Source organism: Serratia sp. 201 (genome assembly GCF_037027545.1).
Lineage (GTDB): Bacteria > Pseudomonadota > Gammaproteobacteria > Enterobacterales > Enterobacteriaceae > Serratia > Serratia bockelmannii.
Genome location: NZ_JAXCHC010000002.1, coordinates 449,291 through 464,692, shown reverse-complemented (window position 1 = coordinate 464,692; position 15,402 = coordinate 449,291). Strand labels below are relative to the sequence as shown.

The following is a 15,402-nucleotide window of genomic DNA, read 5'->3' as shown; positions in this document are numbered from 1 at the left end:
GCGAATTACGGCCTTGTTGTTGAAATTGCTGAAACTGACGAACCAAACCAGTGTTGCACGTTGCTCATCGCCGCGTTGGAAGTATCCAGAATCGGCTGCGGGTAAACCCCCAGCAGAACCAGCAACACCACCAGCAGCAGAATGATGAACAGTTCGCGCGCGGTCATGCCCTGCAGCGGCTGGTCGGATTTAGGCGCACCGTAGTAAGCGCGCTGCATCATGATCAGCGAGTAAACCGAAGCGAACACCAGACCGAAGGTAGAGATCACGGTGATCACCGGTACCACCTGGTAGCTGCCGAACAGAATCATGAATTCGCCGACGAAGTTACCGGTCCCCGGCATCCCCAGCGTAGCCACGGCGAAGAACAGCGACAGCGCAGGGATGAACTTGATACGCCCCCACAGGCCGCCCATCTGACGCATGTCGCGGGTATGCAGACGCTCATACAGCTGGCCGCAGATAATAAACATACCGGCGGCGGACAGACCGTGCGCGATCATCTGGATCACGGCGCCCTGGTAAGCCAGCTGGCTGCCGGTGTAGATGGCAATCAACACGAAGCCCATGTGCGATACCGAGGTGTAGGCGATAAGACGCTTGATGTCGGTCTGCGCGAACGCCATCCAGGCGCCGTAGAAGATGCCGATCACGCCCAGCCACATGGCGATTGGCGCGAACTCGTGCGAAGCCTCAGGGAACAGCGGCAGGCTGAAACGCAGCAGGCCGTAGGCCGCGGTTTTCAGCAAGATGCCCGCCAGGTCGACGGAACCTGCGGTCGGTGCCTGGCTGTGCGCGTCCGGCAACCAGCCGTGCAGCGGCACCACCGGCATTTTCACCGCGAAGGCGATGAAGAAGCCCAGCATCAGCAGATATTGCACGTTGTGGGACATCGGCGTTTGCAGCAGGTCTTCGTAATCGAAGGTCCACACGCCGGTGGCGTTGTAATGCACGAACACCAGGCCCAGGATCGCAATCAGCATCACCAGACCGCTGGCCTGGGTGTAGATGAAGAACTTGGTCGCCGCGGTGATACGGGTTTTACCGTCCGACGCTTTGTGCCCCCACAGCGCGATCAGGAAGTACATCGGCACCAACATCATTTCCCAGAAGAAGAAGAACAGGAACATGTCGATGGCGAGGAACACACCGATAACGCCGCCCAGGATCCACAGCAGGTTGAGGTGGAAGAAGCCCTGATACTTCTGGATTTCACGCCAGGAACAGAGGATCGCCAGCACGCCCAGCAGACCGGTCAACACCACCATCAGCAGCGACAGACCGTCCAGCGCCAGGTGGATGGAGATGCCGAAGCGCGGGATCCACGGCAGCAGGAATTCGCTCTGCCACTGCGGAATGCCTTTCGGCGTGGTCAAGGTATAGCCGCCCTGCATCCACAACTGCAGAGAGAGCGCCAACGTCAGCCCCATTGCGATCAGCGCTATCCAGCGCGGCACCTTAGTACCGAAGCGCTCAAGCTGCCAGCACAGCAGACCGCCGATAAAGGGGATAAGAATTAGCCAAGGTAATAGCATGGCGTTTTGTGTCCCTTATACGAATAATTTCAAACTTTGTACGTAGCGCCTACCCGGCGCTACGCCCGAAAAATGCGTCTGTTTAAATTATTCAATTAAACCAAAATCAACAGAGCCAATACGACCACTGCACCCACACCCATAGACGCTATATACCAACGCACCTGACCGTTCTCGCTCACCGTCAGACCGCGGTTCCCCCAGCGGGAGAAGACGGCCGGCAGGTTCATCAGCGAGTTCAGCGGATCGCGCTGCAGCAGCTTCGCAATACCCAGGTACGGCTTGACGAACACTTTGTCATACAGCCAGTCGAAGCCCCAGGCATGGAACCACCAGGTCGAGAAGAAACGACCCGGCGCGCTGTTGGCGATGCTGTTGACCAGGCTGCGTTTGCCCAGCCACAGCGCGGCCGCCAGCAGAATGCCGACGATAGCCACCACGCCAGAGGTGATTTCCAGCGTCAGCACGCTGCCGTGCGCCAGTTCGGTGGTATCCGGCAGCACGCCCTGCAACGGCGGCACGATCATCGCGCCGACGAAGGTGGACAGCACCAGCAGAACCAGCAGTGGCAGGTGGTGAGTGATGCCTTTACCGGCATGCGCTTTGATTTTCTCTTCGCCATGGAACACGATGAAAATCATACGGAAGGTGTACAGCGAGGTCATGAACGCACCAACCAAGCCGGCAACCATCAGGTTGATGTGGCCGTTGGCCATCGCGCCCGCCAGGATCTCGTCCTTACTGAAGAAGCCGGCCGTGACCAGCGGCAACGCAGACAGCGCCGCGCCGCCCACCAGGAAGCAGACGTACACCAGCGGGATGCTCTTGCGCAGGCCGCCCATCTTGAAGATGTTTTGCTCGTGGTGGCAAGCCAGGATCACCGAACCGGACGACAGGAACAGCAGCGCCTTGAAGAACGCGTGGGTCATCAGGTGGAAGATCGCCGCGTCCCATGCCTGCACGCCCAGCGCCAGGAACATGTAACCGATCTGGCTCATGGTGGAGTAAGCGAGCACGCGCTTGATGTCGGTCTGCACCAGCGCGGCGAAGCCGGCCAGCAGCAGAGTGACCGCACCGACGATGCCCACCAGGTGCAGCACTTCCGGCGCCATCAGGAACAGGCCGTGCGTACGGGCGATCAGATAGACGCCCGCGGTCACCATGGTCGCCGCGTGGATCAGTGCGGAAACCGGGGTTGGGCCCGCCATCGCGTCCGCCAACCAGGTTTGCAACGGCAGCTGCGCCGATTTACCGACCGCGCCGCCCAGCAGCATCAGGGTCGCCCAGGTGATGGCCGTATCGCCCACCGCCAGTTTCTGCGGCGCCAGGATCATCAGCTCGCGGATGTTCAGCGTGCCCAGCTCGTTGTAGAGGATGAACAGCGCGAACGCCAGGAACACGTCGCCCACGCGGGTGACGATAAAGGCTTTCATCGCCGCCGCGCCGTTGGCCGGATCTTTATAGTAGAAACCGATCAACAGGTAGCTGCACAGACCCACGCCTTCCCAACCCAGATACATCAGCAGCAGATTGTCCGCCAGCACCAATACCACCATGCTGGCGATAAACAGGTTGGTGTAAGCGAAGAAGCGCGAATAGCCCTCTTCACCGCGCATGTACCAGGAAGCGAACATGTGGATGAAGAAGCCGACGCCGGTGACCACCGACAGCATGGTCAGCGACAGGCCGTCCAGCACCAGGGTCACGCCGATATTGAAGTTACCGACGGCCATCCAGGTCCACAGGCTTTGCTCGAACAGCTGCACGCCGGCGGCTTTCTGGGCGAGGAAATCCATCGCCACATACACCGTGACCAGCGCAGCCAGGCCGATAGAACCCACGCCGACGGTGGCCGCCGTGTTTTCAGACCAACGACCGCGGGAAAATGCCAACAGCAGGAACCCGATCAGCGGTAGCAGAATTGTTAAATATAATAGGTTCATCCGCGCATCTCACTGACAGTATCAATATTCAGGGTATGACGACGACGGTAGAGCTGCAGCAGCAGCGCCAGGCCGATACTGGCCTCGGCTGCCGCCAGGCTGATCGCCAGGATGTACATCACCTGCCCGTCCGCCTGGCCCCAGTAGCTTCCCGCCACGATAAACGCCAACGCCGCAGCGTTGATCATCACTTCCAGGCTGATCAGCATAAACAGCAGGTTGCGGCGCACCAGCAGCCCGGTCAGCCCGAGCACAAACAGGATAGCCGCCAGGATCAGGCCATGTTGAAGAGGGATCATGCTTGCTCCTCCGATTTTCTTCTCGCCATTTCGCCACTCGCCGGCGCGTTGCTCAGCACCTCGCCAGGCTTGTGCTCGCGGCCGATATGGAAGGCGACAACCAGACCCGCCAGCAGCAGCATTGAAGCCAGCTCAACCGCCAGTACGTAAGGCCCGAACAGGCTGATGCCCACCGCCTTCGCGTCGACCATCTCGCCGCTGATACCCTGATCGGATACGCTGCGGATCGCGACGATCAATACCACCAGCAGCGCCAGTGACAACAGGCCAGGCCCGATCCACACCGTCGGCTTCATCCAGTCGCGTTCTTGCTGCTGCACGTTGCCGAGGTTCAGCATCATCACCACGAACACGAACAGCACCATGATGGCGCCCGCATAGACGATGATTTCCAACGCGGCGGCAAAGTAGGCACCGAGAGAGAAGAAGACTGCCGAGATCGCCAGTAACGAGACGATCAGATACAGCAGCGCATGCACAGGGTTGGTATGGGTGATCACGCGAATCGTCGCGGCCACCGCAATCAAACCTGCCAGATAAAATGCAATTTCCATGCTTGCTGGCTCCTTAGGGCAACAGACCTTTGACGTCGATCGGTTTGGCTTCGTTTTCGGCTTCGCCTTTGGCTTTGCCGTCAATCGCCATACCGGCCATCCGGTAGAAGTTATATTCCGGATATTTACCCGGCCCCGAGATCAACAGATCTTCTTTTTCGTACACCAGATCCTGACGCTTGTACTCACCCAGTTCGAAATCCGGCGTCAGCTGGATAGCGGTAGTCGGGCAAGCCTCTTCGCACAGGCCACAGAAAATGCAGCGCGAGAAGTTGATGCGGAAGAACTCCGGATACCAACGGCCGTCTTTCTGTTCCGCTTTTTGCAGCGAGATACAGCCGACCGGGCAGGCCACCGCACACAGGTTACAGGCGACGCAGCGCTCTTCGCCGTCCGGATCGCGCGTCAGCACGATGCGGCCGCGGTAGCGCGGCGGCAGGTAAACCGGTTCTTCCGGATACATCTGGGTTTCGCGCTTGGCGAAGGCATGCATGCCAATCATCCAAATGCTGCGCACCTGGGTGCCGAAACCAACCACTAACTCTTTCAATGTCATGGTTTATTCACCCCTTATTGAGCGTTGTACAAAATGACCGCGGCGGTTGCCAGCAGGTTCAGCAGCGTCAGCGGCAGGCACACTTTCCAGCCGAAGGACATCACCTGGTCATAACGCGGACGCGGCAGCGCGGCACGGATCAGGATGAACATCATCATGAAGAAGGCCGTTTTCAACGCGAACCAGATGAATGGCGGCAGGAACGGACCCTGCCAGCCGCCGAAGAACAACGTCACAATCAGGGCGGACACGGTGACGATACCGATGTATTCCCCCACGAAGAACAGACCGAACTTCATGCCGGAATATTCGATGTGGTAACCGTCGGCCAGTTCCTGCTCGGCTTCCGGCTGGTCAAACGGGTGGCGGTGACACACCGCCACGCCGGCGATCGCAAAGGTCACGAAGCCGAAGAACTGCGGAATGACGTTCCAGACGTGCGCCTGGGATTCAACGATGGCCTGCATGTTGAACGAATCCGCCTGCATCACCACGCCCATCAGCGACAGGCCGATGAACACTTCGTAGCTCAGGGTTTGCGCGGAGGCGCGCATCGCGCCCAACAGCGAGTATTTGTTGTTGCTCGACCATCCGGCGAACAGCACGGCGTACACCGCCAGGCCGGCCATCATCAGGAAGAACAGAATACCGATGTTGAGATCGGACACCGCCCAGGTCGGGCTGACCGGAACGATGGCAAATGCCAGCAACAGGGAAGTAAAGGCGATCATCGGCGCCAGGGTGAAGATCACCCGGTCGGAGAATCTCGGTACCCAGTCTTCCTTGAAGAACATTTTGATCATGTCGGCGACCAGCTGCAGCGAGCCGCCCCAGCCTACGCGGTTCGGTCCGTAGCGGTTCTGGAACAGGCCGAGCAGGCGGCGTTCGCCGAAGCTCATGAATGCCCCGCACGCCACGACCACCAACAGGATCACGACCGCTTTAAGAATGGCGATCAGAATGTCGATCACCTCAGGGGTAAACCAGCTCATCGTGCCGCCTCCCGCAGATTGTCTACCTTAGCACCCACCAAGATCGGCGGGATCCCTGGCAAGCCGAGCGGCAAACCAACCTGGCCCTGGGTCAGGGTTTCACTCAGACGCACCGGCAGACGCAAGGTCTGGCCCGCGCAGCTGAACTCCACCAGGCTGCCCGCGTTGACGCCAAGCGTCGCCGCGTCGGCCGGGTTGACCATCACGTAGGCTTCCGGCATGCGCTGCTGGATCACGTGAGAGCGCTGCGACATTTCATCGCTGCCGAACAGGTGGTAGTAAGGCGCGACACGCCAGCCGTCGTTCGGATTGAAGGCGGCTGGCACGCGGTCGAAGTAACCGAGGCTGCCCTCCCCCGCTTCGATCAGGCGCACGCCCGGATCGCCGTGGCGCAGTTTGCCGCCCACTTCGGCCTGGAACTTGTTCCATGCCTGCGGTGAGTTCCAGCCTGGCGCCCAGGCGAACGGGATCTGCTGACGATCGGCCAGCGGGCTGTTGTTCCCTTCCATCGAGAAGGCGAACATGGTGTCTTTATCCTGCGGCTGACGCGGCTCGTGCACGCTGATGTTGGCGCGCATGGCGGTACGGCCGCTGGAACGGTGCGGCGAACGCGCCAGCTTCTGACCGCGGATGCGGAACGTCGCGTCCGGCGCGGCGTCGACGATGCCCTGCAGCTGCGGCAACGCAGCGACGCAAGCGGCGATCACGTCATCGAGCTGGGTCCAGTCCACGTGGCGGCTGGTGTAGGTGGAGTGCAGCGAGTGCATCCAGCGCCAGCTTTCCAGCATCACGGTGAACTGATTTTTCTTGGCGTCGTCATAGTAAGCCGGATCGTATACCTGGAAGAAGCGCTGCGCGCGGCCTTCCTGGTTGATCAGCGTACCGTCGCTCTCGGCGAAGCTGGCCGAGGAGAGGATCAGGTTGGCTTTGTCCATGATCGCGGTGCGCTGGTGGTCGGCGACGATCAGGTTGTTGACCTTGGCCAACGCTGCGTCCACCTGCGCCGCCGGCGCATGACGATAGAGATCGTTTTCCATCACGATGGCGGTGTCGGCTGCGCCACTCGCCAGCTGTTCCAGCGCTTGATCGAGCGAACCGCCGCCGATCATCGCCAGGCCCATGCTGTTGGCAGCGCCCGCCACGAAGGTGATGCCGACATCGGAACCGCGGCCCTTCAACGCTTTGGCGATGTTGGCCGCCGCTTCGATGATGGCTTCGCTGCCGGCGTTGCTGCCGGTAATGATCAGCGGTTTGCGTGCGCCGGTCAGCGCCTGCACGATGATATCGACTTTCTTGTTCAGGCCCTCGGCCAGATCGTTCACCGCCGGTGCCGCGCTATCCAGCGCGTGCGCGATGGCGAAGCCGAAGCGCGCCTGCTCGTCCACCGGCGCGCGGTAGTTCCAGGCGGCAATGTCGTCCAGGCGGGTGTTGTCGATGTTAGTGGTGAACAGCGGGTACTTGGCGTGCTGACCGATGTTCTGCACCGCCGCGATCTGCCAGTCGGCAACACGTTGCGCCGCCGCCATCGCGCGAGCTTTCCCCTTGACGGCCTGGCGCACGGACAGCGCGATACGCGCACCGGTTTGCGTCAGGTCTTCGCCCAGCACCAGCACCGCGTCGTAATCTTCGATCTCACGCAGCGCCGGCGTATGGACGCCGCCGTTTTTCAGCACGTTCAGCATCAGCGCCAGGCGTGATTGCTCCGCCTGAGCGATACCGGTGTAGTAGTTCTCGGCGCCGACCAGCTCGCGCAGTGCGAAGTTGCTTTCCAGGCTGGCGCGCGGGGAGCCGATGCCGATGGTTTTCTTCGCCTGACGCAGGATGTCCGCCGCGCCCTGCATCGCCTGCTCGGCGTTCAGGGTGATCCAGTCATCGCCGCGCAGCTGCTGCGGTTGACGCGGACGATCTTTCTGGTTGACGTAGCCGTAACCGAAACGGCCGCGGTCGCACAGGAAGTAGTGGTTCACGCTGCCGTTGTAACGGTTTTCGATACGGCGCAGCTCGCCATAGCGCTCGCCCGGGCTGGTGTTACAGCCGATGCTGCACTGCTGGCAAATGCTCGGCGCGAACTGCATGTCCCATTTACGGTTGTAGCGTTCGGAGTGCGTTTTGTCGGTGAAGACGCCGGTCGGGCACACTTCCACCAGGTTGCCGGAGAACTCGCTTTCCAGCGTGCCGCTTTCCGGGCGACCGAAGTAGACGTTGTCGTGCGCGCCGTACACGCCGAAGTCGGTGCCGTCCGCATAGTCTTTGTAGTAACGCACGCAGCGGTAGCAGGCGATGCAGCGGTTCATCTCGTGCGAGATAAACGGCCCCAGCTCCTGGTTGTTGTGGGTACGCTTGGTGAAGCGGTAGCGGCGGAAGCTGTGGCCGGTCATTACCGTCATATCCTGCAGGTGACAGTTACCGCCTTCTTCACAGACCGGGCAATCGTGCGGGTGGTTGGTCATCAACCACTCGACCACGCTTTCACGGAACTGCTTCGCTTCGCCGTCATCGATGGAGATGAAGGTGCCATCGGATGCCGGGGTCATACAGGACATCACCAAACGGCCGCGCGTATCTTCCGCGTTTTGGTATTGCTTTACCGCACATTGGCGGCAAGCGCCGACGCTTCCCAGCGCCGGATGCCAGCAAAAGTAAGGAATATCAAGGCCGAGGGAAAGACAAGCCTGCAGCAGGTTGTCCGCCCCGTCTACCTCATACTCTTTGCCGTCTACATGAATCGTAGCCATAGTCAGCATGCTTCCAAGTGGCCTGCCTTGCGGCAGGCGTTAATCAAAAATTCTGGCCTTGTTCGGGCGAGTTCGGCTTACCAGCGCTGCTTCAGCAGATTGTTCGGCTGAATGCCGCCAATCGCATGGGCGTTGCCGAAGTGCTGCACGGCGATACCCGCCTCGAACTCTTCACGGAAATATTTAATCGCGCTTTGCAGTGGCTCTACGGCACCTGGCGCGTGGGCGCAGAAGGTTTTGCCCGGGCCGAGGGAGCGGCACAGCTGTTCGAGGGTTTCGATATCCCCCGGCTGCCCTTCGCCGTTTTCCAACGCACGCAGGATCTTCACGCTCCACGGCAGGCCGTCGCGGCATGGCGTACACCAGCCGCAGGACTCGCGGGCGAAGAACTCTTCCAGGTTACGCACCAGCGGCACCATGCCGATCTCGTGGTCTACCGCCATCGCCAGCGCGGTGCCGAGACGGCTGCCGGCTTTGCCGATCGCGCCGTATTCCATCGGCAGGTCGAGGTGATCGGCGGTCAGGAAGTCGGTGCCCGCGCCGCCCGGCTGCCAGGCTTTGAAACGCAGACCGTCGCGCATGCCGCCGGCGTAGTCTTCCAGGATCTCGCGCGCGGTAGTGCCGAACGGCAGCTCCCAGACGCCCGGATTTTTCACCCGGCCGGAGAAGCCCATCAGCTTGGTGCCTTTGTCTTCACTGCCGGAGATGCCGGTGTACCACTCCACGCCGTTCGCCAAAATGGCCGGCACGTTGCACAGCGTTTCGACGTTGTTGACGCAGGTCGGCTTGCCCCAGACGCCGGCGCTGGCCGGGAATGGCGGCTTGGAGCGCGGGTTGGCGCGGCGGCCTTCCAGCGAGTTGATCAGCGCGGTCTCTTCGCCGCAGATGTAACGGCCGGCGCCGGTGTGCACAATCAGCTCGAAATCAAACCCGGTGCCGAGAATGTTCTTGCCCAGATAGCCGGCTTCGGTGGCTTCCGCGATGGCGCGACGCAGGTGCGCCGCCGCTTCGATGTACTCGCCGCGCAGGAAGATGTACCCGCGATAGGCTTTCAGCGCGAACGCGGAGATCAGCATGCCTTCCACCAACAGGTGCGGCAGCTGCTCCATCAGCAGGCGGTCTTTATAGGTGCCCGGCTCCATCTCATCGGCGTTACACAGCAGGTAACGGATGTTCATGGATTCGTCCTTCGGCATCAGGCTCCACTTCAAACCGGTGGAGAAGCCCGCGCCGCCGCGGCCCTTCAGCCCGGAATCTTTCACCAGGCCGACGATCTCGTCCGGGGCCAGGCCTTTGAGGGCCTTCTCTGCGCCGGCATAGCCGTTTTTGCTGCGGTATTCGTCCAGCCACAGCGGCTGCTTGTCATCGCGCAGACGCCAGGTCAGCGGATGCGTTTCGGGAGTGCGTACAATGTGCTTGGTCATTGATACTGCTCCAGTAGCGTCTCGATATCTTCAGGCTTCAACTGACTGTGAGTGTCCTCATCAATCATCATGGTCGGCCCTTTATCGCAGTTGCCCAGACAGCAGGTCGGCAGCAGCGTGAAGCGGCCATCAAAAGTGGTTTGACCCGGCTTGATGTTCAGCTTCTTCTCGATAGCGGCCTGAATGCCCTGGTAACCGGTGATGTGACAAACAACGCTGTCACAATAACGGATCACGTGACGTCCTACTGGCTGACGGAAAATCTGGCTGTAGAACGTGGCCACGCCTTCTACGTCGCTGGCGGGGATGCCCAGCACTTCCGCGATGGCGTAAATCGCACCGTCCGGAACCCAGCCGCGCTGCTTCTGCACAATTTTCAGTGCTTCGATGGAAGCGGCGCGCGGATCCTCGTAATGGTGCTTTTCGTGCTCGATCGCATCACGTTCTTCCGCGCTCAGTACAAATGCATCAACGCCGCTCTGAGGAGCGGCTGCATTGATGGGCTCGAGCGCATCGTTGACTGCGTGATTGTCTTTTTGATCATGCATAGTTAGCGGTCCACATCTGACATTACAAAATCGATACTACCCAGATAGACGATCAGGTCGGAAACCAGGCTGCCTCGGATGACCGATGGGATCTGCTGCAGGTGCGCAAAGCTCGGCGTACGTACCCGGGTGCGGTAGCTCATGGTGCTGCCGTCGCTGGTCAGGTAGTAGCTGTTGATCCCTTTGGTGGCTTCAATCATCTGGAATGATTCGTTGGCTGGCATCACCGGGCCCCAGGAAACCTGCAGGAAGTGGGTGATCAGCGTTTCAATGTGCTGCAGCGTGCGCTCTTTCGGCGGCGGCGTGGTCAGCGGGTGATCGGCCTTGAACGGGCCTTCCGGCATGTTGTTCAGGCACTGTTCGAGGATACGCAGGCTCTGGCGCAGCTCTTCCACCTTCAGCATCACGCGGGTGTAGCAGTCGCTGTTGCCGTCGCCCACCGGCACTTCGAAGTCGAAGTTCTCATAGCCGGAGTAAGGACGCCATTTACGCACGTCGAACTCAACGCCGGTAGCACGCAGGCCGGCACCGGTCACACCCCACTCCAGCGCTTCCTTGGCGTTGTAAGACGCTACGCCGATGGAACGGCCTTTCAGGATGCTGTTCTTCAGCGCCGCTTTCACGTAAGAATCCAGACGTTTCGGCATCCAGTCGAGGAATTCACGCAGCAGGCGATCCCAACCGCGCGGCAGATCGTGCGCGACGCCGCCGATGCGGAACCAGGCCGGGTGCATACGGAAGCCGGTAATCGCTTCCACCAGATCGTAGATTTTCTGACGGTCGGTAAAGGCGAAGAACACCGGGGTCATCGCGCCGACGTCCTGAATGAAGGTGGAGATATACAGCAGGTGGCTGTTGATACGGAACAGCTCGGACAGCATCACGCGGATAGTGTCGACGCGCTCAGGCACCTTAATACCGGCCAGCTTCTCGACCGCCAGCACGTAAGGCATTTCGTTCACGCAGCCGCCGAGATACTCGATGCGGTCGGTGTACGGAATGTAGCTGTGCCAGGATTGACGCTCGCCCATCTTCTCGGCGCCGCGGTGGTGATAACCGATGTCCGGCACGCAGTCGACGATCTCTTCGCCGTCCAGCTGCAGAATGATGCGGAACGCACCGTGCGCAGACGGGTGGTTCGGGCCGAGGTTGAGGAACATGAAGTCTTCGTTCTCGGTGCCGCGCTTCATGCCCCAGTCTTCCGGCTTGAAGGTCAGCGCTTCCATCTCCAGATCTTCTTTCTGCTTGGTCAGCACGAAAGGATCGAATTCGGTGGCGCGCGCCGGGTAGTCCTTGCGCAGCGGGTGCCCTTCCCAGGTCTGCGGCATCATGATGCGCGACAGGTGCGGGTGGCCGTCGAAGGTGATGCCGAACATTTCCCAGGTTTCGCGCTCATACCAGTTGGCGTTCGGGAATACCTTGGTCGCCGTGGGCACGTGCAGGTCTTTTTCAGACAGCGCCACCTTCAGCATGATGTCGCGGTTGCGCTCGATGGAAATCAGATGGTAGAAAACGGAGAAATCCGCAGCGGGCAGGCCGTCGCGGTGGGTGCGAAGACGTTCGTCCACGCCATGCAGATCGAACAGCATGACATACGGCTTCGGCTGTTTTCTCAGGAACGTCATTACTTCCAGTAACTGGTCAGGTTTAACCCATACCACGGGCATGCCGGTACGGGTGGCCTGAACAGTAAAGGCTTCCGGCCCAAAACGGTTGCGCAGTTCGCCGATCACCGGGTCGTCAAGGTGATCTCGGGTCTGCCAGGCAGGCAAGGCGTCGTGCGTCGTCAAATCTGTCATAATTTTTTTTCACCACACTAAAGGGTTATTCGCCGCAAGTTTCACTTTTCGCTGTGTTAACCAATAGCGCACTAAGATGGACGTTAAATGAACGTCTTAAATCTCGTCAGGCGTCCGGAGGTTGGTCACCGCGATGCGCTCGCCGTGTTTACGCTCTCTTTCAGACTGCATATTGGCGCGGTAAACGCCCTGATCGCCGACAACCCACGACAGCGGGCGACGTTCTTTGCCGATAGATTCCTGCAGCAGCATCAGCGCTTGCATGTAGGCTTCCGGACGCGGTGGGCAGCCGGGAATGTACACGTCGACCGGCAGGAACTTGTCCACGCCCTGCACCACGGAATAGATGTCGTACATACCACCGGAGTTGGCGCAGGCGCCCATCGAGATCACCCACTTCGGTTCCAGCATCTGCTCGTACAGGCGCTGGATGACCGGGGCCATCTTGGTGAAACAGGTACCGGCCACCACCATCAGGTCAGCCTGACGCGGGGAGGCGCGCAACACTTCCGCACCGAAACGCGCCACGTCGTGAACGGCGGTAAACGACGTCACCATCTCCACGTAACAGCACGAAAGGCCGAAGTTATACGGCCAAATAGAGTTTTTACGCCCCCAGTTCACCATGTCATGCAGCGCATGTTCGAGTTTACCCATGTAAACCGTGCGGTGGACCTGTTGTTCCAGGGGATCGGCGACGATCTCCTGTTTTTGCAGGGGATAACGGTCGTTCTCACCGTTCGGGTCTATGCGGGTGAGCGTATAGTCCATCTTAATGCCTCGCTGTTACTGCGGATGACTGTTGGTGTTAGTGATCGTGCTCGGTTTGCTGCGGCGTTGGGAACGCGCCGGAGTCCAATCCAACGCGCCGATGCGCACCAGATAAACCAGACCGGCCAATAGCACCAAAATGAAAATGGCGGCTTCGATAAAGCCTACCCAACCGCTCTCGCGAACCGAGACCGACCAGGCATACAGGTATAAGGCTTCAACGTCGAAAATAACGAAGAACATGGCCACCAGGTAGAACTTGGCGGACAAGCGCATGCGCGCCGTGCCGACCGAGTCGATGCCTGATTCAAACGGGGTGTGTTTGGCGCGCGCCCGGGCTCTCCCGCCCAAGAAGAACGCGCCCAGCAGCATTAAGCCGCAGAGCCCGATAGCCACAACGAGAAATACGGCGAGCGCCCAGTGATGAGCGATAACTTCAGTGGTTGTTGACATACTCTATGCTTACTCATCAAAAGTGGCGTCGATCGCACTGCTCTTGTCACCGGCAGTTAGTGCGCCACATCGATTTAAGGGAAGGATAAATAACCACACAAACAAACTGCTTTTACAGCGAGTTAGGCAGCGTTTTTCTGTGGGCTTTTTACTCCTTTCTATAACCTTTTGTCAACTTTGACAAAAGTATCTACACACTAGTTTACATACGTATCATTTGATTAACATTTGATGCGCCAGGGACAGGCTAAATCGTGTCAGTTAATTTTTGTGTAGAAACAGATAGATATAAACCAACATGCACATTTCAGTTTTACTATACCATTGTCTCAGGAATTCCCTGTTCTTCCACTCACTACCTAGGGGTATTTTTTTGATCCAGGACACGTTTTCAGCATAAATCCTCAAAAAAAGTGTGGCCCTTTAACAATTTTCCTCAAATTGAGCCGCAAAAACGGCCGCTATAAGCTAACAAAATACCCCTGCTATTACCATGCCTTTAACCCATTCAATCTTATTGCTCAAAAAACGAACTTAGCGTATTAAACCCGGCCAAACTCTCTTTTCATTAACGCTTAAAAGTTAACAAAACAGCCAACTCAATTGAAAATACAAGCCAAATACATATAAATAAATTTTTAGGTAAAAAAAGGGCAAAAAAAACCTCCGCCGAAGCAGAGGTTTTTCATCAGATATCGCGCCGCGACGTTATTCTTCTTCGTCCACCAGGCTGGCGTCATCCTGATCGCTCTGGAGACCGCCTTCCGCACCGTTGAAGCCATAGCCGTCATTGCCGCCCTGCATCGCGCTGAAGATGGCCATCGCCAGCTCGTTGCTGCACTGCGCGTTTTTGCACAGCGCATACTGGGTATCCGGCAGCGGCGGCAAACCTTCCACCGCGCCCAGCACCCGCAGATCGGGGCTCATCATCTCGATCGGCCGTGCGGTCACGCCCAGGCCGGCTTTACAGGCCGCCCGCACCGCGGACAGCGTGGAGGCGACGTAGGCGATACGCCACGGAATACCGGCTTCGTCCAACTGTTTAATCGCCAGCGCGCGGAACGGGCTTGGCTCATCCATTACCACCAGCGGGATCGGTTCGCCGGCCTGATAGTGATAATCGGCGGCGCAATACCACAGCGTCGGCGACGTGCGCAGCACGATGTGCGGGTGCCCGGCCGGATCCGCCGTGGTCACCGCCAGATCGATCTCGCCCTCTTCCAGCAGATCAACCATCGTCGTACTGCGCTTTACGCGCACGTCAATGGCCAGCTTCGGATAGATGGCGGTCACGCGGTTCAACAGGAAAGGCAGAATGGTATCGGCAGTGTCGTCGGAAGCACCGATGGTCAGAACACCTTTTATATTGTTGTACATCAGCGAGGTACAGGCTTCGTCGTTAAAGCGCAGGATCTTCCTGGCATAACCGAGAAGCTGAATACCATGCTCAGTCAGGAGTTTGTTGCGCCCATGGCGGGCAAACAGTTCTTTGCCGACCAGTTGCTCTAATCGCTGCATTTGTTGACTGACGGCTGATTGAGTACGGCAAACGGCAACAGCCGCCGCGGCGAAGGTATTCAAATCAGCAACCGCAACAAAGGTTCTTAGCAGATCGAGGTCGAGATTAAGTATCGGACGATTTGCAGTTGTCATAGTGTATTCTTCACTTTTTTAAATTCTAATTTACGAACTACTACCCTGGTGTGTTTCTCAGACGCCGTTGAAAAGGACGGCGCCTGTTATGACAGTACCCCACTCATAAGTGGAGGGCAAAAAAATTACTTATGATTCGT

13 protein-coding genes are annotated in these 15,402 nt (G+C 58.8%); all 13 read right to left on the bottom strand.

Translation table 11 applies throughout. From position 1 onward, the window contains the following. Window positions 1-5: 5 nt before the first annotated feature. Window positions 6-1,535, bottom strand: a complete 1,530-nt coding sequence (gene nuoM / locus WA302_RS10515; RefSeq protein WP_025303660.1) for an NADH-quinone oxidoreductase subunit M — start codon at window positions 1,533-1,535, stop codon at window positions 6-8. 95 nt (window positions 1,536-1,630) lie between these two features. Next, window positions 1,631-3,478 (bottom strand): NADH-quinone oxidoreductase subunit L, encoded by a 1,848-nt coding sequence (gene nuoL, locus WA302_RS10510; protein WP_043140059.1) that lies wholly within the window; start codon window positions 3,476-3,478, stop codon window positions 1,631-1,633. Further along, window positions 3,475-3,777, bottom strand: coding sequence for an NADH-quinone oxidoreductase subunit NuoK (gene nuoK, locus WA302_RS10505; protein WP_004936014.1), 303 nt, complete (start codon window positions 3,775-3,777; stop codon window positions 3,475-3,477). Before nuoK ends, nuoL begins: the two co-directional genes overlap by 4 nt. After that, window positions 3,774-4,331 (bottom strand): NADH-quinone oxidoreductase subunit J, encoded by a 558-nt coding sequence (gene nuoJ, locus WA302_RS10500; protein ID WP_019453717.1) that lies wholly within the window; start codon window positions 4,329-4,331, stop codon window positions 3,774-3,776. Before nuoJ ends, nuoK begins: the two co-directional genes overlap by 4 nt. 13 nt (window positions 4,332-4,344) lie before the next feature. Further along, on the bottom strand, window positions 4,345-4,887 hold the full coding sequence (gene nuoI / locus WA302_RS10495; RefSeq protein WP_025160170.1) for an NADH-quinone oxidoreductase subunit NuoI: 543 nt from the start codon (window positions 4,885-4,887) through the stop codon (window positions 4,345-4,347). Window positions 4,888-4,901: 14 nt separating this feature from the next. After that, window positions 4,902-5,879, bottom strand: coding sequence for an NADH-quinone oxidoreductase subunit NuoH (gene nuoH, locus WA302_RS10490; RefSeq protein ID WP_004936022.1), 978 nt, complete (start codon window positions 5,877-5,879; stop codon window positions 4,902-4,904). Next, complete coding sequence (gene nuoG / locus WA302_RS10485) at window positions 5,876-8,614, bottom strand: NADH-quinone oxidoreductase subunit NuoG (protein ID WP_197791268.1); 2,739 nt, start codon at window positions 8,612-8,614, stop codon at window positions 5,876-5,878. The genes nuoH and nuoG overlap by 4 nt, the downstream gene beginning before the upstream one ends. A 77-nt stretch (window positions 8,615-8,691) precedes the next feature. Further along, the gene (gene nuoF / locus WA302_RS10480; protein ID WP_015378579.1) at window positions 8,692-10,038 is read right to left on the bottom strand and encodes an NADH-quinone oxidoreductase subunit NuoF; all 1,347 of its coding nucleotides are present in this window, start codon (window positions 10,036-10,038) and stop codon (window positions 8,692-8,694) included. Then, window positions 10,035-10,586: an NADH-quinone oxidoreductase subunit NuoE gene (gene nuoE, locus WA302_RS10475; protein WP_004936034.1), complete on the bottom strand. Its 552-nt coding sequence runs from the start codon at window positions 10,584-10,586 to the stop codon at window positions 10,035-10,037. The genes nuoF and nuoE overlap by 4 nt, the downstream gene beginning before the upstream one ends. Window positions 10,587-10,588: 2 nt before the next feature. Further along, window positions 10,589-12,385, bottom strand: a complete 1,797-nt coding sequence (gene nuoC / locus WA302_RS10470) for an NADH-quinone oxidoreductase subunit C/D (RefSeq protein ID WP_025303662.1) — start codon at window positions 12,383-12,385, stop codon at window positions 10,589-10,591. A gap of 96 nt (window positions 12,386-12,481) precedes the next feature. After that, the gene (locus tag WA302_RS10465; protein ID WP_004936039.1) at window positions 12,482-13,156 is read right to left on the bottom strand and encodes a NuoB/complex I 20 kDa subunit family protein; all 675 of its coding nucleotides are present in this window, start codon (window positions 13,154-13,156) and stop codon (window positions 12,482-12,484) included. Between the two features lie 15 nt (window positions 13,157-13,171). Continuing rightward, a complete protein-coding gene (nuoA, locus tag WA302_RS10460) occupies window positions 13,172-13,609 on the bottom strand; it encodes an NADH-quinone oxidoreductase subunit NuoA (protein WP_025303663.1) in 438 nt (145 codons plus the stop codon). 708 nt (window positions 13,610-14,317) lie between these two features. Beyond that, entirely contained in the window at window positions 14,318-15,262 is a 945-nt protein-coding gene (gene lrhA / locus WA302_RS10455) for a transcriptional regulator LrhA (RefSeq protein WP_025303664.1), read from the bottom strand. Between the last annotated feature and the right edge of the window lie 140 nt (window positions 15,263-15,402).